The 18457-nt window shown below is 69.2% G+C and carries 16 protein-coding genes and 2 riboswitches; of the genes, 4 read left to right on the forward strand and 12 right to left on the reverse strand.

The window, feature by feature from the left end:
- Positions 1-97: 97 nt before the first annotated feature.
- The 11 genes from CG723_RS38930 to CG723_RS38980 all read right to left on the reverse strand — a co-directional run bounded on the left by CG723_RS38930 (position 98) and on the right by CG723_RS38980 (position 12517).
- The gene (locus tag CG723_RS38930) at positions 98-952 is read right to left on the reverse strand and encodes a thioesterase family protein (RefSeq protein ID WP_100598286.1); all 855 of its coding nucleotides are present in this window, start codon (positions 950-952) and stop codon (positions 98-100) included.
- A gap of 66 nt (positions 953-1018) precedes the next feature.
- Positions 1019-1690, reverse strand: coding sequence for a trimeric intracellular cation channel family protein (locus CG723_RS38935; RefSeq protein ID WP_100598287.1), 672 nt, complete (start codon positions 1688-1690; stop codon positions 1019-1021).
- A gap of 53 nt (positions 1691-1743) precedes the next feature.
- A complete protein-coding gene (locus CG723_RS38940; RefSeq protein ID WP_100598288.1) occupies positions 1744-3138 on the reverse strand; it encodes a M1 family metallopeptidase in 1395 nt (464 codons plus the stop codon).
- A gap of 95 nt (positions 3139-3233) precedes the next feature.
- Entirely contained in the window at positions 3234-4619 is a 1386-nt protein-coding gene (locus CG723_RS38945; protein ID WP_100598289.1) for an ABC transporter ATP-binding protein, read from the reverse strand.
- 8 nt (positions 4620-4627) lie between these two features.
- The gene (locus CG723_RS38950; RefSeq protein WP_100598290.1) at positions 4628-5728 is read right to left on the reverse strand and encodes an ABC transporter ATP-binding protein; all 1101 of its coding nucleotides are present in this window, start codon (positions 5726-5728) and stop codon (positions 4628-4630) included.
- Entirely contained in the window at positions 5725-6732 is a 1008-nt protein-coding gene (locus tag CG723_RS38955) for an ABC transporter permease (protein WP_100598291.1), read from the reverse strand. The genes CG723_RS38950 and CG723_RS38955 overlap by 4 nt, the downstream gene beginning before the upstream one ends.
- A 72-nt stretch (positions 6733-6804) precedes the next feature.
- On the reverse strand, positions 6805-8556 hold the full coding sequence (locus tag CG723_RS38960; protein WP_234374739.1) for an ABC transporter substrate-binding protein: 1752 nt from the start codon (positions 8554-8556) through the stop codon (positions 6805-6807).
- 58 nt (positions 8557-8614) lie between these two features.
- Positions 8615-9613: an ABC transporter permease gene (locus CG723_RS38965; RefSeq protein ID WP_100598293.1), complete on the reverse strand. Its 999-nt coding sequence runs from the start codon at positions 9611-9613 to the stop codon at positions 8615-8617.
- 443 nt (positions 9614-10056) lie between these two features.
- Positions 10057-10857: an enhanced serine sensitivity protein SseB C-terminal domain-containing protein gene (locus CG723_RS38970; RefSeq protein ID WP_100598294.1), complete on the reverse strand. Its 801-nt coding sequence runs from the start codon at positions 10855-10857 to the stop codon at positions 10057-10059.
- 168 nt (positions 10858-11025) lie between these two features.
- Positions 11026-11793 (reverse strand): enhanced serine sensitivity protein SseB, encoded by a 768-nt coding sequence (locus CG723_RS38975; RefSeq protein WP_100598295.1) that lies wholly within the window; start codon positions 11791-11793, stop codon positions 11026-11028.
- A gap of 106 nt (positions 11794-11899) precedes the next feature.
- Positions 11900-12517, reverse strand: coding sequence for an AAA family ATPase (locus CG723_RS38980; protein ID WP_234374746.1), 618 nt, complete (start codon positions 12515-12517; stop codon positions 11900-11902).
- Between the two features lie 197 nt (positions 12518-12714).
- Positions 12715-12818, forward strand: a riboswitch (glycine riboswitch).
- A riboswitch (glycine riboswitch) is annotated at positions 12819-12930 on the forward strand.
- A 47-nt stretch (positions 12931-12977) separates the two neighbouring features.
- On the opposite strand from CG723_RS38980, the gene gcvT reads away from it, so the two are divergent.
- The 4 genes from gcvT to CG723_RS39000 all read left to right on the forward strand — a co-directional run bounded on the left by gcvT (position 12978) and on the right by CG723_RS39000 (position 17389).
- Positions 12978-14117 carry a glycine cleavage system aminomethyltransferase GcvT gene (gene gcvT / locus CG723_RS38985; protein ID WP_100598296.1) on the forward strand — a complete coding sequence of 380 codons (1140 nt, stop codon included), beginning with the start codon at positions 12978-12980 and terminating at the stop codon, positions 14115-14117.
- Positions 14118-14209: 92 nt separating this feature from the next.
- Positions 14210-14593: a glycine cleavage system protein GcvH gene (gcvH, locus tag CG723_RS38990; RefSeq protein WP_100598297.1), complete on the forward strand. Its 384-nt coding sequence runs from the start codon at positions 14210-14212 to the stop codon at positions 14591-14593.
- Positions 14594-14606: 13 nt separating this feature from the next.
- Positions 14607-15866 carry a serine hydroxymethyltransferase gene (gene glyA / locus CG723_RS38995; protein WP_100598298.1) on the forward strand — a complete coding sequence of 420 codons (1260 nt, stop codon included), beginning with the start codon at positions 14607-14609 and terminating at the stop codon, positions 15864-15866.
- A gap of 152 nt (positions 15867-16018) precedes the next feature.
- Positions 16019-17389, forward strand: coding sequence for an L-serine ammonia-lyase (locus CG723_RS39000; RefSeq protein WP_100598299.1), 1371 nt, complete (start codon positions 16019-16021; stop codon positions 17387-17389).
- Between the two features lie 29 nt (positions 17390-17418).
- Here CG723_RS39000 and CG723_RS39005 read toward each other — a convergent pair whose 3' ends face one another.
- Positions 17419-18408: a L,D-transpeptidase gene (locus tag CG723_RS39005; protein WP_100598327.1), complete on the reverse strand. Its 990-nt coding sequence runs from the start codon at positions 18406-18408 to the stop codon at positions 17419-17421.
- Positions 18409-18457 lie beyond the last annotated feature (49 nt).

An 18457-nucleotide genomic window follows, 5' to 3' on the forward strand; every position in this document is an offset into this window, starting at 1 on the left:
CGACCGGACGCCGGCCTCGCTACGGCAACGGGCTCATCTCGACCCGACGCACGCCGCTACGGCTCCGGGCTCGGCCCACCCGGACCCGCCGCCCCGTTCAGCTCAGCTTCGCGCGCGCGAGCTGCCGGGACTGGGCCACCAGGCGGTCCTCGCTGTCCCAGACCTCGGCGTCCTCCTCCAGGAAACCGCCCGCGAGATTGCGGGTGGTGATGGAGACGCGCAGAGGGCCGGGGGCGGGGCGGCAGCGGACGTGGACGGTCAGTTCGACCGTCGGGACCCAGCCGGTCAGGCCCATCTCGAACGCGGTCGGCGGCAGCGCGTCCACCGCGAGGAGCAGGGAGAGCGGGTCCGCGTCACGCCCGTCCGCGAGGCCGAACCAGGCCCGCATCTCGCCCTTGCCGGAGGGCGAACCGATCGCCCAGCCCAGCGTGGCCGGGTCGAGCTTGAGGGCGAGCCGCTCGGTGATGGCGGAGCTGCCCTTGATCGGCGTGGGGCCGTCCTGCGCGCCGAAGCACTGCTCGACCGGCGGGAAGTGCGGGGGCTTCGCGGTGGTACGGACGTCGTCCGGGAGCGCGTCGAGGTCACCGTAGGAGGCGAGAACGCGGATCCGCTCGACCTCGGCGCCCTCGTCGTCGTACTGGAAGAGGGAGGCCTGGCCGGTGGAGAGGGTGCGGCCGGTGCGTACGACGTCGGTCCTGATCACGGCGGGGCCGGGATGGGACGCGGTCAGGTAGTGCGCGGAGATGGTGAACGGGTCACTGTGCGGCAGCGCGTCGCCGAGGGCGCGGCCGAGCACGGCGAGCAGGTAGCCGCCGTTGACGGCGCTGATGATCGTCCAGCCGGCCGAGAGGTCGATGTCGTACACACCGGGCTCGCGCCGGGTGACCGCGGTGTCGCGGTCGAACTCGCTGTCGCCGATGACCGCCTGCGCGGCGGACGATACCTGTGCCATGCAGGTACGGTACAACAGGAAACTACTAAGCGGTAGCTTTTGCTTCGAAGCACATAACAGCCCAGGTCAGGGCGTCTCCTCCGGCACCTCCGTCGCCGACGACCTGCGGTGCCAGGCCCGCGGCGCCCGCCAGTGGTAGCGCATCGCGAGCAGCCGCAGCACGAACGCCGTGATGACCGCGGCGCCGCTGCTGAACGCGGACAGCACGTCGAAGCGGATGCACAGGACGATGATCGTCGACCCGACGATCGCCGGCACCGCGTACAGGTCGCGGTCCCAGCGGACCAGGGACGGGACCTCGTTGGCGATGATGTCGCGCAGCACACCGCCGCCCACGGCGGTCGTGAGGCCGAGCGCCGCGGAGGCCGTGAGCCCGAGCCCGTAGTCGTACGCCTTGACCGTGCCGGTGACGCAGAACAGGCCGAGGCCGGCCGCGTCGAAGATGTTCACCGCGACCTGGGTGCGCTCCACCTCGGGGTGCAGGAAGAACACGAGGCCGGCGGCGACCAGCGGGGTCAGGAAGTAACCGAGGTCGGTGAACGCGGCCGGCGGGACGGCGCCGATGATCACGTCGCGGAACAGCCCCCCGCCCAGCGCGGTGACCTCGGCGAGAACGGCGATGCCGAAGACATCGAAGTTCTTGCGGACCGCGAGGAGAGCGCCGGAGATCGCGAAGACGAAGATCCCGATGAGGTCCAGCCAATGCTGGACGGAGGGGGTGAAGAGTTCCAGAAGCACCCGACATTGTTACGCACTGCCGGGTGCCCCCCGAGCCAGGTGTGACGCGTGGCCTACAGCGCGGGCTTGCCCTTCGTGTAGAGCCACGTCTGGAAGAGCCCGTCGAGGTCCTGCCCGGAGACCTTCTCGGCGAGGCGGATGAAGTCGGCGGTCTGCGCGTTGCCGTAGCGGTGTGTGGAGGTCCAGGTGCGAAGGAGCTTGAAGAAGTCCCTGTCGCCGATGCGCTCGCGAAGGACCTGGAGTGTCATCGCGCCGCGGTTGTAGACGGCGCTGTTGAACATGGTGTCGCGCTGCGGGTCGGCGATGACGCTCTGCCAGAAGGACGAGGTGGCGGGGACGGAGTTGTAGGCGGCGAGGAAGGAGTCGTGGGCGGTGGTACGCCCCTTGTGCTCGTTCCACAGCCAGGGCCCGTAGCTCGCGAAGCCCTCGTTGAGCCAGATGTCCTTCCACTGGCGCACCGAGACGGAGTCGCCGAACCACTGGTGGGCCAGCTCGTGCACGATCGTGCCCTCGGAGCGGACTGCGGAGTAGCTCGGCTTGGACTGGGTCTCCAGTGAGAAGCCCGCCTCCGGCATGTCGTCGACGACGGCGCCGGTCTCCTCGAACGGGTAGGGGCCGAACACCTGCGACCAGTAGTCGGTGACCTCGGCCGTGACGCCGTACACATCGACGTTGTTGCTGTTCTTCAGGACCGGGTCGATGGCTACGTAGATCGGAATGCCCGAAGGGGTCCTGCCGGTCTTGACGTCGAACTTCCCTATGGAGGCGGTCGCGAGGTAGGTCGCCATCGGCCGTGACTCGCGCCAGTGGTGCACGGTCTGCCCGCCCCGGACGTCGTACGTGTCGACGAGCCGGCCGTTGGAGACACCCGTCAGGCCCTTGGGCGCCTTGATGCGGATGTCGTACGTCGCCTTGTCGGAGGGGTGGTCGCTGGAGGGGAACCAGGTGGAGGCGGCGTTGGGTTCGCAGGCGACGAAGACGCCGTCGTCGGTCTTCATCCAGCCGTAGTCGGAGCCGAAGACGATGGGGCCGTTGAGCGCCTCCGGGACGCCGCCGTAGGTGACCGTGACGGAGAAGGTGCGGTGGTCGCGGATCGCGTCGCGCGGGGTGACGCGGATCTCGTCGCCGGAGCGCGTGAAGTGGGCGCGTCTGCCGTTCACTTCGACCGAGGTGACGGTCAGCTTCTGGAGGTCCAGGTCGAAGGAGGAGAGGTTCTGGGTGGCGCGCGCGGTGACGGTGGTGACGCCGTCGAGGCGGTCGGTCGCGGGGTCGTAGGCCACGTTCAGGTCGTAGTGGGTGGCGTCGAAGCCGCCGTTGCCGAGCTGCGGGAAGTACGGGTCGCCTATGCCGTCCGAGCCGGGGGTGGGGGCCGGGGCCGCGGCGATCAGACAGAACGAGGCGGCCGCTGTCGCGACTGCCGCCAGACGTGCCGAACGGGAGAGTGCCATGAGTCGTCCCTTCGCGCGTGTTCCGATGTAACGGACACGCAGACTCTGCACTCTCCCGTCAGGGCGTGTACATGACCTGCTCGGTCAAATCCCCGCTAACTGCCGGACGACTCCTGGACTCCATCCGTCCCGTCCGCGTCACCCGCGTCACCCGCGTCACCCGCGTCGTCCGACGGCTGGACGTCACTGTCGTCACCGGCGTCGGAACCCGCCTCGGGAGCATCGGCAGACTCCTCGGCCGGCTCCTCAACCGAATCCGCGGCCGACTTCTCGGCCGGCTCCGCAGCCGCCGCCTCGGCCGACACCTCGGACACGTCGTCGGCGTCATCCGCCTCGGTCCGCGCCAGCGTCACCACCTCGATCGCCTCCCTGGCGACCGCGAGCAGCTTGGTGTCGTCCGGGGCCTGGTCCTCGGCGTTCTCCGGGTGGTGGCAGGCCACTTGGCGCCCGGGGGCGAGCTGGATCAGCGGCGGTTCGGCCGTCTTGCAGATCTCCGTCGCCTTCCAGCACCGCGTGTGGAAGCGGCAGCCGCTCGGCGGCGAGATCGGCGAGGGCACGTCGCCCTTGAGCAGGATCCGCTCGCTCTTGGCGCCCCGGCGCTTGGGGTCCGGGACGGGCACCGCCGACATCAGGGCCTTGGTGTACGGGTGCATCGGCGCCTCGTACAGCGAGGTGCGGTCGGCGAGTTCGACGATCTTGCCGAGGTACATCACCGCGATGCGGTCCGAGACATGGCGGACGACGGAGAGGTCGTGCGCGATGATCACGTACGTCAGGCCCAGCTCGGACTGCAGGTCGTCCATGAGGTTGACGACCTGCGCCTGGATCGACACGTCGAGCGCGGAGACCGGCTCGTCCGCCACGACCAGCTTCGGCTTGAGCGCGAGCGCGCGGGCGATGCCGATGCGCTGGCGCTGTCCGCCGGAGAACTCGTGCGGGTAGCGGTTGAAGTGCTCCGGGCTGAGGCCCACCAGCTCCAGGAGGCGCTGGACCTCCTTCTTCACCCCGCCCTCGGGCTCCACGCCCTGGAGCCGGAACGGCGCCGAGACGATCGAGCCGATGGTGTGCCGGGGGTTCAGGGAGCCGTACGGGTCCTGGAAGATCATCTGGATGTCCCGGCGCAGCGGGCGCATGCCCCGCGCGCCGAGGCGCGTGATGTCCTGGCCCTCGAACTCGATCTTGCCGCCGGTGGGTTCGATCAGCTTCGTGATGACCCGGCCCATGGTCGACTTGCCGCAGCCGGACTCGCCGACGACGCCCAGCGTCTCGCCCTTGCGGACCTCGAAGCCGATCCCGTCGACGGCCTTCACCGCGGCGACCTGCCGCTGGAGGAGCCCCTTCTTGATCGGGAAGTGCTTGACCAGGCTCTCGACCTTGAGCAGCACCTCGCGGTCCTCGGGGGACGCCGCCTGCGCGGGAACCGTGGCCGCCTTGGTGGCCGCCGCTGCGTCCCCTGCGTCTTCCTTCTTCGTCTCGCTCACGGGCTCACTCACAGCTTCGGCGCAATCTCTTCGGTCCAGATCCGCGTACGGTCCTCCGGGCTGAGGTGGCAGGCGGAGAAGTGGTCGCTGCCGACCTCGTGCAGCTCGGGCCGCTGGGTGCGGGTGATGCCGCCCTTGGGCAGGTCCGCGTACGGGCAGCGCGGGTGGAAGGCGCAGCCCGAGGGGACGTTGATGAGGGACGGCGGCTGGCCCTTGACGGGGATGAGCCGCTCGGTCTGCTCACGGTCGATGCGCGGCATCGATCCGAGCAGGCCCCAGGTGTACGGGTGCTGCGGCTCGGCGAAGATCTTGTCGACGGGACCGCGCTCGACGCAGCGACCGCCGTACATGACCAGGACCTGGTCGGCGATCTCGGCGACGACACCCAGGTCGTGGGTGATGAGGACGACCGCGGACTCGAACTCCTTCTGCAGATCCCTGATCAGGTCGAGGATCTGCGCCTGGACGGTGACGTCGAGGGCGGTGGTCGGCTCGTCCGCGATGAGCAGCTGCGGGTTGTTCGCCAGCGACATCGCGATCATCGCGCGCTGGCGCATACCGCCGGAGAACTCGTGCGGGTAGCTGTCGACGCGCTTGGCCGGCTCGGGGATGCCCACGCGGTCGAGCAGTTCGACGGCCCGCTTGCGGGCGGTCTTCTTGTTCACGTCGTTGTGGACGCGGTACGCCTCCACGATCTGGTTGCCGACCGTGTAGTACGGGTGCATCGCGGACAGCGGATCCTGGAAGATCATCGCCATCTCGCGGCCGCGGAGCCGTCGGACGTCGTCCGGTGCGGCCTCGATCAGCTCCTTGCCGTCGAGCCAGATCTCGCCGGACATCTTCACGTTCTTGCCGCGCGCGCCGAGCCGGTGCAGGCCCATGATCGCCAGCGAGGTCACGGACTTGCCGGACCCGGACTCGCCCACGATGGACAGGGTCTGGCCCTTCTCCAGCTTGAAGCTGAGCCCGTCGACGGACTTGACCAGGCCGTCGTCGGTCGGGAAGTGCACCTTGAGGTCGCGCACTTCGAGGAAGGCGGTCGGGGGCTTGGCCGGGCCCGCGGCCACCGGCTCGCCCACGGCGGCACCGGTTTTGGACAGTTCGGTCACGAGAGCCTCACCCGCGGGTCGGCGGCGGCGTAGAGAAGGTCCACCAGGAGATTGCAGAACACGACGAAGAACGCGGCGAGCAGCGTCACGCCGAGGACCTTGGGCAGGTCGTTGTCGGTGATGCCCTGGACGGCGTACTCACCGATGCCGTGCAAGGAGAACACGTTCTCGGTGATCACGGCGCCGCCGAGCAGCAGACCGACGTCCATACCGAACACGGTGATGATCGGGGTCAGTGCGGCACGCAGGCCGTGCCGGCCCACCACGGTGCGCTCGCGCAGACCCTTGGCACGCGCGGTGCGGATGTAGTCCTCGTTCATCGTCTCCAGCATGCCCGAGCGGGTCAGCCGGGCGTAGATCGCGGAGTACAGCAGAGCGAGTGAACACCAGGCAGGGAAGAGGGTGTTGGCCCACTGTGCCGGGTTCTCCGTGAGCGGTACGTAGGTACGCCCGAAGATCGGGATCTGGTAGGTGAAGACCAGGAGCGCCAGCTGGCCCGTGAAGAAGATCGGCAGCGAGACACCGGCGAGGGCGACACCCATGAACGCGCGGTCGAAGAACGATCCGGGCTTGAGCGCCGAGATCACACCCACCGTGACACCGGACAGCAGCCAGATGACCGCGGCACCGGCGGCCAGGGACAAGGTGATGGGCAGCCGGTCGGTCAGCTCGGGCCACACCGCGACGTGGTTCTTGAAGGAGTAGCCGAAGCACGGCGCGTTGCAGTGCACCGTGGTGGGGCCGAGGTCATAGGTGGACCCCGCGAAGATCCCCTTGATGAAGTGCCAGTACTGGAGGTAAACGGGCTCGTCCAGGCCGAGGTTGTGCTTGACCGCCGCGATGTCCGCGGCCGAGGGACTCTTGCCGATGTACTGCTGCGCGAGCTGGTCGGCGGTCTGGCCGGCCATTCTCGGCAGCAGGAAAAAGATGCCAAACGTGACCGCGGTGACGACCAGCAACAGGATCACTGCCGCGATCAGCCGGCGGATGATGTACGAGATCACGGGGACCGGCGCTGGTGCCCGCGGACCGTGCGGCCCGCGGGCACCAATGCCTTCACCTGCCTTCCGGGGCTGCTACTTCTTCGTGGTGCCGATGTTGAGGTAGTCGTACTGCCCGCTGAAGGCGGCCGTGGACACCAGGTTGGTGGCGTACGGGGAGCGGTACAGCAGGACCTTGAAGTAGGTCAGCGGGACGAGCGCCGCGTCCTCCATGGCCTGCTTGTCGATCTGCGCGTACAGCTTGTTGCGCGTGGCCTCGTCGGGTGCCCCGATGGCCTCGGCGAGCATCGAGTCGACCTTCTTGTCGTCGAGCTCCGACAGGGCGGTGTTGCCGGAGGCACCGACCGCCTTGCTGTTCAGGATCTGCTGCAGGAAGCCGTAGCCGGAAGGCCAGTCGGCACCCCACTGCATCATCATGATGCCGACGTTGTTCTTCTGGTTGAACTTCGGGACGCCCGCGTAGTCGGTGAAGTACTTGCCCGACGGGTACTGCTTCAGGCTGGCGTTGATGCCGACCTTCTTCAGCGACTCGATCAGCGCCTGGGCGCCGGAGACCTCTTCGTCACGGTCGCTGCGCGCGGTGATCGTGGTGTTGATCTTCTTCTCGCCGCAGGCCTTCAGCGCGTCCTTGGCCTTGGCCACGTCGCCCTTGTTGCCGCTGGTGGCGTAGACGTCTTCCTTGGCGTAGCCCGTGATGTCCGGGGGCAGCACCGTCGTGGCGACGTCACCGCGGATGGGACCGCCCTGTGCGGTCTGCACCGAGACCTTGTCGATGGCGTACTCGACGGCCTTGCGGCACTCGACGTTCGTGAACGGCTTCAGCTTGGTGTTGATCGCCGCGTAGACGAGACGGCCGCCGAAGGCGTTGTCCGTGTTCGCCATCTTCGACTTGTCGTTGACCAGCTGCGCCTGCGTCTGGGTGTCGACACCCTTGCCCTGCAGGTCGATCAGGGTGTCGCCGGACTGCAGGTCCTTGTCGATCGTCTGCTGGTTGACCTTCAGGTTGACGACGATCTTGTCCGGGTACTGCTTGCGCAGCGGGTCGGACTTCGGGTCGAAGTTCTTGTTGCGGACCAGGACGGCCTGCTTGCCCTCCTGGTAGCTCTGGAACTGGTACGAGCCCGAGGACACGATGTGCTTGACGTAGTCGATGCCGTCGTCCTTGGCCTTCGGCACCGGCGCGGTCTGCGGGGTGGCGACCAGGTAGTCGAACTCCTGGAAGGCCTGGTTGAGATGGAAGACGATCGTGGTGTCGTCCGGCGTCTCGATGGACTTCAGGCCCTTGTCGCTCTTGTCCTTGTAGGGGCCCTTGTACTTGTCACCGCCCGCGAGGAACTGCTGGAAGTAGTTCGGGCCGAGGGAGAGCACGTCACGCGCGAAGTTCGAGCGCTCGACGGCGTACTTGACGTCCTTCGACGTGATCGGCGAGCCGTCCTGGTACTTCAGACCCTTGCGGATCGTGTACGTCCAGGTCTTGCCGCCGTCCGACTGCTTGCCGGGCGCCGAGGCGAGGTCGGGGACGAGCGTGTTGCCCTTCTCTCCCGCGTCGGGCTTGAACGTCATCAGCGGGCGGGCGTACAGCCGGCTGAAGTTGTACATGTAGGCGTAGTACGTGTTGCCCGGGTCGAACGAGTCGGGGACGTCCGACATCGCGTAGGTGACCGTGCCGCCCTTCGTCGTCGAGGCGTTGACGAAATCCTTCGTGGCGGCGTTCGCACCGGCCGACTTGTTGTTGTCGCCCGAGCCGTCGTCGGCCTTGCTGCAGCCGGCGAGCAGCAGGCTCACGCTGCCGATGGCCGCGACCGCGGCGATAGATGACCTTCGCATGATGGTCGGAATCCCCTCCATTGTCGGAAACTTGTGGAGCTCTCGGTGCGGCCTTGAGTCAGCGGCTGCGCGGGTCGAGGGCGTCGCGGAGACCGTCACCGAGCAGGTTGAACGCGAGCACGGTGACGAAGATGGCGAGACCCGGAACGATCATGTACTGCGGATCGACCTGGAAGTAGTCGACGGCCTGGTTGAGCATGCCGCCCCAGGAGGCCTGCGGCGGCTGGATGCCCACGCCCAGGAAGCTGAGCGACGCCTCGAAGATGATGTTCGTCGGGATCAGCAGCGTCGAGTAGACGATGATCGGGCCGACCAGGTTGGGCATCAGTTCCCGGAACAGGATGTACGGGCCGCGTGCCCCCATCCCGCGGGACGCGTCCACGAATTCCCGCTCGCGCAGCGCCAGCGTCTGGCCGCGCACGATCCGGCCCAGATACGGCCAGTTGAAGAATCCGATCACGAAGATCAGCACGCAGATGTGCAGCGGAAGCCCGTTCAGGCCGAACGCGCCGCCCTGCAGGGTCGCGGAGATCGAGATCGCGAACAGGAGCAGCGGGAACGCCAGGAAGGTGTCCATCATGCGGCTGATGATCGAGTCGACCCGGCCGCCGTAGTACCCGGCGACGACACCGAGGACCGCCCCGATCACGTTCGACAGGACGGTCGCGCCGAAGGCGACGACGAGCGAGACCCACGAGCCTTCGAGGATGCGCGCGAGGATGTCGCGGCCGAACTTCGGTTCCACACCCAGGGGATGGTCACCGCCCATACCGCCCATACCGCCCTTGGGGAGCGAGGTGGTGGGGTCGATGAGGTCCTGGTGGAACGTGTTCGGGTCGAGGCCGAAGAGGTGCTGCAGGGGGCGCGCGCAGGCGGCGATGAGGATGAGCAGGATGACGATGACGCCGCCGGCGACGGCGACCCTGTCCCTCTTGAAGCGGTTCCAGGCGATACGCCCGAGGGAACGCCCCTCGATCTGCTGCCCCTTGGTGCCGGCGAGCACAGCCTCGGGCTGCACCTCGGCCTGGGCCCCAGTGGTCTCGATCGGTGCGGTCACGGTGTGGTTGACCCCTCTCGGCCGACTGTGGCCGGCCCACGCCCGCCGCTGTAGCGGCTTGATCCTGTTTCACAGGCTGGACAGTCCGGGGACATGGCCCCGTAGTTGACCGTTCAGCTCGTACACAGAGTCGAAACCCCGTGTCTGCAGGGAGTCTTCAATGCGCCTGTGATCAGCCGCCAGCCCTCACCGAGAAAGGTTGCGCAACCGTGATGAGGCGGAACTGGTGCAGTATGCGGACGTCGAAGTCACCTGAGCGGACAATTCACTCCCGCCCAGCAGGGCCCCACAGGGTCCGGAATGCGACACCGTGACCGATGTGGCGGGAATGCCCCGAGTGGTGCGCCAACTCCCCGCCAAACAGGTCGGAATGGGCCTTTGTCCCGCAAGTGCCGGTACGGGGCCGGGTGAAACCGGCGGCATACGGCGCCAGTTGGAACGGTTCAGTACGCCCCGTGCGGCGGCGGGTACCCGTACCCCGCGACGGGAGCGGGGGCGGCCGGGGCCGCGTGTGCCTCGCGGTCGTAGAACGGACGGGCGCTGGCGCGCAGCCACATGGCGACGGGGTCGTGTTCGTCGGACATCGCGACCGTGGAGACAGGCAGTCCGTCGGGCACGGCGACGACCGACTGCTGCATCATCGCGCGCACCGCGTCCACGGACACCGGCGACGTGTCGTACACATCGAGGCCGATCGCCAGATAGGGCGCGCCGAGCGTCGGCTGCACCCAGGCGCGGCGCAGCGAGCGGATCGCGGTGGTGCGGTGCGCGTTCTGCGTGAGCAGGGCGTAGAACTGCGGGATCTCGATGGCGGGGTCGCTCAGGCGCAGCGGCCCGGCAGGCTGGCGGTCGAGGCCGCCCGCGATGCGGCGCAGGTCGAGCCACGGGATGCCGACACCGCCGCCGGGCGCGTGCGGGTTGAGCCAGAGGCCGTAGTGGTCGGGGTAGAGCGTGCGGGCCGCGTCGACCCCGCCGACGACCTCGTACGCGCGGCTCCAGCCGGAGGCGGACAACTCCTGGGCGGAGGTGACACAGGGGGCGTACGAGAAGCCGTCGACCTCCATGTTCCCGTACTGCGCGTCGGGGGAACCGGCCTGGCCGTGCCAGAGCAGCATCCACACCTGACCGCCGCCCGGGTCCGCGAGCGCGTTGAGCAGCGCCTCGTAGGCGTCGTAACGCCCCGGCGTCACCTGGCGCAGCATGTGCTCGACCTGACCGGCCGCGGCCGTGCCCGACGCACTCACCCGTAACCGCCCCTTCGTGACGTACCCGACGATTTCGACCCGCTCCCCGCGGCGGGACCGCCCAGACAGGTCATGAAACCAGCTTAAGCGGCGATCCTGGCACCGACTTGACGTACGCGCGGTCGACCAGTTTCCCGTGTTTCCCGAACGGGGACCGGCGCCGGGCTTTCAGTGACCCTGCGTGTAGAACGGCCGCAGCGTGGCGCGCATCCAGTCACCGACCGGGTCCTGGGTGATGTCGAGCAGGACGAGGTTCACCGGCCAGGGCGCGGGAGCCCGGCCGAGGGCGCGGCCCAGGGCGTCCATGGGCAGGTTGCGCGCGGGGCCCTCCCACTGCGACAGCTCGACGCCGACGAAGAGGAGGGGGTCGCCGCCCTCGACGCTGGCGAGGCAGCGGCGGGCGGTCGTGACGACGCCGGACGCCTCGAACTCCTCGCGCACGGCGGCCAGGAAGTCGACCGGGTCGTCCTGCCAGTCGGGCTCGTAGAGGCTGACCCGGCCGCCCGTGGCGGGCCCGTCCAGCGGCGTACGGCCGGACTTGCACAGTTCGGCGACGGCGGGCGGGGGCAGCGGGACACCGACGGCGCCGTCCGGATTCACCGCGATGCCGACCTGCGGCGGCAGCCCGCGCGCGAACTCGACGGCCGGCGCGACCGTGCAGCCCATCCGGTCGCCGACGACCGCGAGGAACTGCTCCTCGGAGCTGAAGACGGGCACATAGGCCTGGCCCTCGATCTCCAGCGTCGGCAGGTCGAGGTTCGGGCTGCCGGGTCCGCCGCCCTGGGGCAGCGGTATCCACACCTGGCTGCGCCCGAGGACCTCGACGATCCGGCCGCCCGCCGAGTCGACCCCGAGGGAGGCGGCGAGCACCTCCTCAAGCTCGTTGGCCGGCCACCCGCCGTACGGATGTGCGTGAGCCTGCGCCGGAATGTCCATGTGCCTACCACCCGCTCTGGAACCGCTCTGTCTGCGGCCGAACCCTAGCGCGTGCGGGCGACAGAACACCCTCCGCGTCCACATGCGCACAGAGGGTCGCGGTCGGTCAACTCCCCTCGAACCCGATCCCGTTCAGCACATCCGTCGCGTCCCGGTCGAGCAGCACCGCGGACGCGCAGCCCCACGGCAGGTCACCGCGCTCGGCGGACTCCACCAGACCCGCGACCGCGCGGCGGTGCCGGGCGAACGCGTAGTGCGAGACCCCGCGGCCGCGGTCCCGCTGGCCCGCGAGCGCCGTGTCCGCGTCGACGTCGAGCAGCATCAGATGCAGGTCCGCGCCGCGCCGCCCGGCCTCCTTGGCCAGCCAGCGCCGCACCCAGCGTTGCGTACCGCAGTCGTGCAGGACGACGCTGCCCCCCGAGCGCAGGGCGCGCCGCAGCCCGGCGAAGTGCGCGAGCCGCACGAGCGGGCGGTACACGGCGTACGGGAGCAGCCGCGGCAGCCGGGCCGCCCAGCGGTCACGCGTGTCCTGCGAGTCGATGCGCACGGCTCCCCCGGCACCGACCACGCGGCGCATCAGCGTGGACTTGCCACTGCCCGGGAGCCCCGAGACCACGATCAGGTCACCCCGCGCGAAGCCGAGGCGCCTCGGTGTGCGGCCGCCTCTGCCGCGCAGATCCCTGACGACCGGACCGCGCCCTGTCACCGACCCGGGGCGGGGCACAGCGCGCTGCCCGACCCCTGCCGCCGCGTACGCACCCGCCGCTGCCTTGTGCACCGTGATCGTCCTCCCCGTTCCGGTCACGCCACCCTTGCCCGCCAAGTGTAAAGAGACGGTAATGCCCTACAAGTGGTTTCCCCGTACGGTCGGCATGCAATGATGTGCGCGCCAAGAGCACGACCAACTGCATACCGGCCGCTTGAATCCGCGCGGGAGAGCTCCCCGGACGCCTACGCGTCCCCGGGGGCGCCGAAGGAGCAAGTTCCTCCCTTGAATCTCTCAGGCCCCGTACCGCGCGGGCGAGGCATATCTGAAAAGCGGGCGGCCCTCGGCCGCTCCACCCAAGGTGCAAGCCGCGACCACCTGTACGTGTGGCGCCGGCGAACCTCTCAGGTTCCGATGACAGATGGGGAGGAAGACCATCGCCCTCGTCTGTCATGCCTGGGATCCTGGAGCACCACTCATGAACAACGTCCCCCGTAAGACCGCCCTCGACGCCCTGCACCGCTCGCTGGGCGCGACGATGACCGACTTCGCGGGCTGGGACATGCCGCTGCGGTACGGCAGCGAGCGCGACGAGCACATCGCGGTCCGTACCAAGGCGGGCCTCTTCGACCTCTCGCACATGGGCGAGATCACCGTCACCGGGCCGCAGGCCGTCGATCTCCTCGACTACGCCCTCGTCGGCAACATGTCCACGATCGGCCCAGGCCGCGCCCGCTACACCATGATCTGCCAGGAGGACGGCGGGATCGTCGACGACCTGATCGTCTACCGCCTGGGCGAGCAGGAGGCCGGTCTTCCTCACTACATGGTCGTCGCCAACGCCGGCAACGCGCAGATCGTCCTCGACGCGATCACCGAGCGCGCCGCCGGCTTCGACGCCGAGGTCCGCGACGACCGCGACGCCTACGCGCTGATCGCCGTCCAGGGCCCCGAGTCCCCCGGCATCCTGAAGTCCCTCACGGACGCCGACCTGGACGGCCTCAAGTACTACGCGGGCCTGCCCGGCACCGTCGCCGGTGTGCCGGCCCTCATCGCCCGCACCGGCTACACCGGCGAGGACGGCTTCGAGCTGTTCGTCGCCCCGGAGCACGCCGAGAAGCTGTGGCAGGCGCTGACCGACGCGGGCGCGCCGGTCGGGCTCGTCCCCGCCGGCCTCTCCTGCCGCGACACGCTGCGCCTGGAGGCCGGCATGCCGCTGTACGGGCACGAGCTGACGACGGCGCTGACCCCCTTCGACGCCGGTCTCGGCCGCGTCGTGAAGTTCGAGAAGACGGGCAACGAGGGCCGCTTCGTGGGCCGCGAGGCGCTCGAGGCCGCCGCCGAGCGCGCCGAGACCGCGCCGCCGCGCAGGCTCGTCGGCCTGATCGCCGAGGGCCGCCGGGTGCCGCGCGCCGGGATGTCCGTGGTCGCCGACGGCCAGGTGATCGGCGAGGTCACCTCCGGCGCCCCCTCCCCCACGCTCGGCAGGCCGATCGCCATCGCCTACGTGGACGCGGCGCACGCCGCCCCCGGCACCGAGGGCGTGGGCGTGGACATCCGCGGCGCCCACGAGCCGTACGAGGTCGTGGCGCTGCCGTTCTACAAGCGCCAGAAGTAGCCCGACCAGTCCTCACGGGGGCCGCCGGAAGTAACCCAGCGCACACCCCTCTCGTTCCGCAGCACCCACCCGCGTACAGGAGAATTCAGATCATGAGCAACCCCCAGCAGCTGCGCTACAGCAAGGAGCACGAGTGGCTGTCGGGCGCCGAGGACGGCGTCTCGACGGTCGGCATCACCGAGTTCGCGGCCAACGCGCTCGGCGATGTCGTCTACGCCCAGCTCCCCGAGGTCGGTGACACGGTGACCGCGGGCGAGACCTGCGGCGAGCTCGAGTCGACCAAGTCCGTCAGCGACCTGTACTCCCCGGTCACCGGCGAGGTCGTCGAGGCGAACCAGGACGTCGTAGACGACCCGTCGCTGGTGAACTCCGCCCCGTTCGAGGGCGGCTGGCTGTTCAAGGTCCGCACCTCGGAAGAGCCGAAGGACCTGCTCTCCGCGGACGAGTACGACGCGTTCTCCGGCTCCGGCAACTAGGGACACCACGACCATGTCGCTCATGAACACCTCGCTGCACGAGCTCGACCCGGACGTCGCCGCCGCGGTCGACGCCGAGCTGCTCCGCCAGCAGTCCACCCTCGAGATGATCGCGTCGGAGAACTTCGCTCCGGTCGCCGTCATGGAGGCACAGGGCTCGGTCCTGACCAACAAGTACGCCGAGGGCTACCCCGGCCGGCGCTACTACGGCGGCTGCGAGCACGTCGACGTCACCGAGCAGATCGCCATCGACCGGGTCAAGGACCTCTTCGGTGCCGAGTACGCCAACGTCCAGCCCCACTCCGGCGCCTCCGCCAACCAGGCCGCCCTCTTCGCGCTCGCCAAGCCCGGCGACACGATCCTCGGCCTGGACCTCGCCCACGGCGGCCACCTCACCCACGGCATGCGCCTGAACTTCTCCGGCAAGCAGTTCGACGTGGTCGCCTACCACGTCGACGAGGCCGGTCTCGTGGACATGGCCGAGGTCGAGCGCCTCGCCAAGGAGCACCGCCCCAAGGTGATCATCGCGGGCTGGTCCGCCTACCCGCGCCAGCTCGACTTCGCCGCGTTCCGCCGCATCGCGGACGAGACCGGCGCCTACCTGTGGGTCGACATGGCCCACTTCGCCGGACTCGTCGCGGCCGGGCTGCACCCCAACCCGGTCGAGTACGCGGACGTGGTCACCTCCACCACGCACAAGACGCTCGGCGGGCCGCGCGGCGGGATCATCCTCGCGAAGAAGGACTTCGCGAAGAAGCTGAACTCGTCCGTCTTCCCCGGCTTCCAGGGCGGCCCCCTGGAGCACGTGATCGCCGCCAAGGCCGTCTCCTTCAAGGTCGCCGCGAGCGAGGACTTCAAGGAGCGCCAGCAGCGCACCATCGAGGGCGCCCAGATCCTTGCCGCCCGTCTGACCTCGGACGACGCCCGCGCCACCGGCGTGAACGTGCTGTCCGGCGGCACCGACGTGCACCTGGTCCTGGTCGACCTGCGCGAGTCCGAGCTGGACGGCCAGCAGGCCGAGGACCGGCTCCACGAGGTCGGCATCACGGTCAACCGCAACGCCGTCCCGAACGACCCGCGTCCCCCGATGGTCACCTCGGGCCTGCGGATCGGCACCCCGGCCCTGGCCACCCGTGGCTTCCAGGCCGAGGACTTCACCGAGGTCGCCGACATCATCGCCGAGGCCCTCAAGCCGGAGTACGACGCGGTTTCCCTCAAGGCCCGCGTCACCGCTCTCGCCGACAAGTTCCCCCTGTACCCCGGCCTGAAGTAGTTTCGTACGCATTTGTACGTCTGAAAGTTCGGGGCACCGCGCACACTGGACAGTGAGAGCGGTGCCCCGAACCGTGCACCGCCCTCCGTATCGCCTTGCGCACCACCCCGGCGGACAACGGCGTCCGCCGAAACCCACCTAGGAGTTCCCCCGTGGCCATCTCGGTCTTCGACCTGTTCTCGATCGGCATCGGCCCGTCCAGCTCCCACACGGTCGGCCCGATGCGGGCGGCCCGCATGTTCGCGCGCCGCCTGAAGAACGAGGGTCTGCTCGCCCACACCGCCGCGATACGCGCCGAGCTCTACGGCTCCCTCGGCGCCACCGGACACGGCCACGGCACCCCCAAGGCGGTCCTGCTCGGCCTGGAGGGCGACTCCCCCCGCACCGTCGACGTGGAGAAGGCCGACGACCGTGTCGAGGCGATCAAGGCTTCCGGGAAGCTCAGCCTGCTCGGCGTCCACGAGATCCCGTTCAGCTTCGACGACGACCTGGTCCTGCACCGCCGCAAGGCACTGCCGTACCACGCCAACGGCATGACGATCTTCGCCTACGACCACGAGGGCGCCCTCCTCCTGGAGAAGACGTACTACTCGGTGGGCGGCGGCTTCGTCGTCGACGAAGATGCCGTGGCCGGCGAGAACCCGATCGTGCCCGACGACACGGTCCTCAAGTACCCCTTCCGCACCGGCGACGAGCTGCTCCGCCTCGCCGAGGAGACCGGCCTGTCCATCTCCGCGCTGATGCTGGAGAACGAGAAGGCCTGGCGCACCGAGGACGAGATCCGCTCCGGGCTCCTCGACATCTGGCGCGTCATGCAGGCCTGCGTCTCGCGCGGCATGTCCCGCGAGGGCATCCTGCCCGGCGGCCTCAAGGTCCGCCGCCGCGCCGCGAACTCGGCCCGCCAGCTGCGCGCCGAGGGCGACCCGATGGCCCGCGCCATGGAGTGGATCACCCTCTACGCGATGGCCGTCAACGAGGAGAACGCCGCGGGCGGCCGCGTCGTCACCGCGCCCACCAACGGCGCCGCGGGCATCATCCCCGCGGTCCTGCACTACTACATCAACTTCGTGCCCGGCGCGGACGAGGAGGGCGTCGTCCGCTTCATGCTCTCCGCGGGCGCCATCGGCATGCTCTTCAAGGAGAACGCCTCCATCTCCGGCGCCGAGGTCGGCTGCCAGGGCGAGGTCGGCTCCGCCTGCTCCATGGCCGCGGGCGCCCTCGCCGAGGTCCTCGGCGGCACCCCCGAGCAGGTCGAGAACGCCGCCGAGATCGGCATGGAGCACAACCTCGGCCTGACCTGCGACCCCGTCGGCGGCCTCGTCCAGATCCCCTGCATCGAGCGCAACGGCATGGCCGCCGTGAAGGCCGTCACCGCGGCCCGCATGGCCATGCGCGGCGACGGCAGCCACAAGGTCTCCCTCGACAAGGTCATCAAGACCATGAAGGAGACCGGCGCCGACATGTCCGTCAAGTACAAGGAGACGGCGCGGGGCGGCCTCGCCGTCAACATCATCGAGTGCTGACGATCAGCAGGGGCTGAGGGCGGCGGCACTCACAGGGTCGCCGTCGTGCCCTCCCCCGCCCCGCTTCCCGCGAGCCACTGGTCCCAGCTCAGGTTGAACGCCGCGTAGCCGTTGTCGGCCGGAGCCTTGGCGCGCGGCGAGCCAGTGATCGTGACCGGGTCGCCCTGCTTGACCTGGCCGTAGAACCACTTGGCGTCGGACAGCGACAGATGGACGCAGCCGTGCGAGCCACGGGCCGAGCCGCTGCCCGGGTTCGGGTCACCGGTCGAGTAGTGGACGTACGTGCCGGACTGGGTGAGGTGGACGTCCCAGGGCAGCGTCAGGTCGTAGTAGTTGGCGCTGCCCTTGTCGCAGCTGATGCCGACGCTGCAGGAGGTCATGTGGACCTTCTCCTGCTTGTCGATGACGGCCATCGTGCCGTTCCAGGTGGGGTACTCGGCGCTGCCCGCGTTGATCGACAGCGTCCGCACGGCCTGGCCGTTCTTGGTGACCTTCATGGTGTGACCGGTGACGGAGACGTCGGCCCGGACGTCGTCGCCGACCGTGAAGGAGTGCGTGTAACCGTGCACCCCGTAGCGGCCGTTGCCGTTGCTGACGCCCTTCATGTCGGCGTCGACCTTCACCTTCGTACCGGAGGGCCAGTACGTCTTGGGGCGCCAGTCGGCGCGCTTGTCTCCGAACCAGTGCCAGGCGCCGGCCACCGGCTGCGACGTGCTGACCTTCATGTGCTTCTCGACGGAGGCGCGCGCCTTGGCGGCCACGGGGTTGGTGAAGACCACCGAAATCGGCATCGCCACACCGACCTTGGCGTCGCTCAGCGGAGTGATCGTCTCCAGGAGCATCGGCGGACCCTTGGGCTTCGCCGGTGAGGGCTTGGCGCTCGCGCTCGGCTTCCTCGCCGCCTTCCCGTCGTTCCCGCCCGATGCCTTGTCGTCACTGCCGCCGCCGCAGGCGCTCGCGCCCACCAGCACCGCGACCGTCACGAGCGCGATCCTTATTCCGTCCTTGCGCCGTCCCACGACCTGCTCCACTCTCCGATTCACCCCATGCCCCCCAACGGGCCCAACT

The organism is Streptomyces sp. CB01635 (assembly GCF_002803065.1).
Taxonomy (GTDB): Bacteria; Actinomycetota; Actinomycetes; order Streptomycetales; family Streptomycetaceae; genus Streptomyces.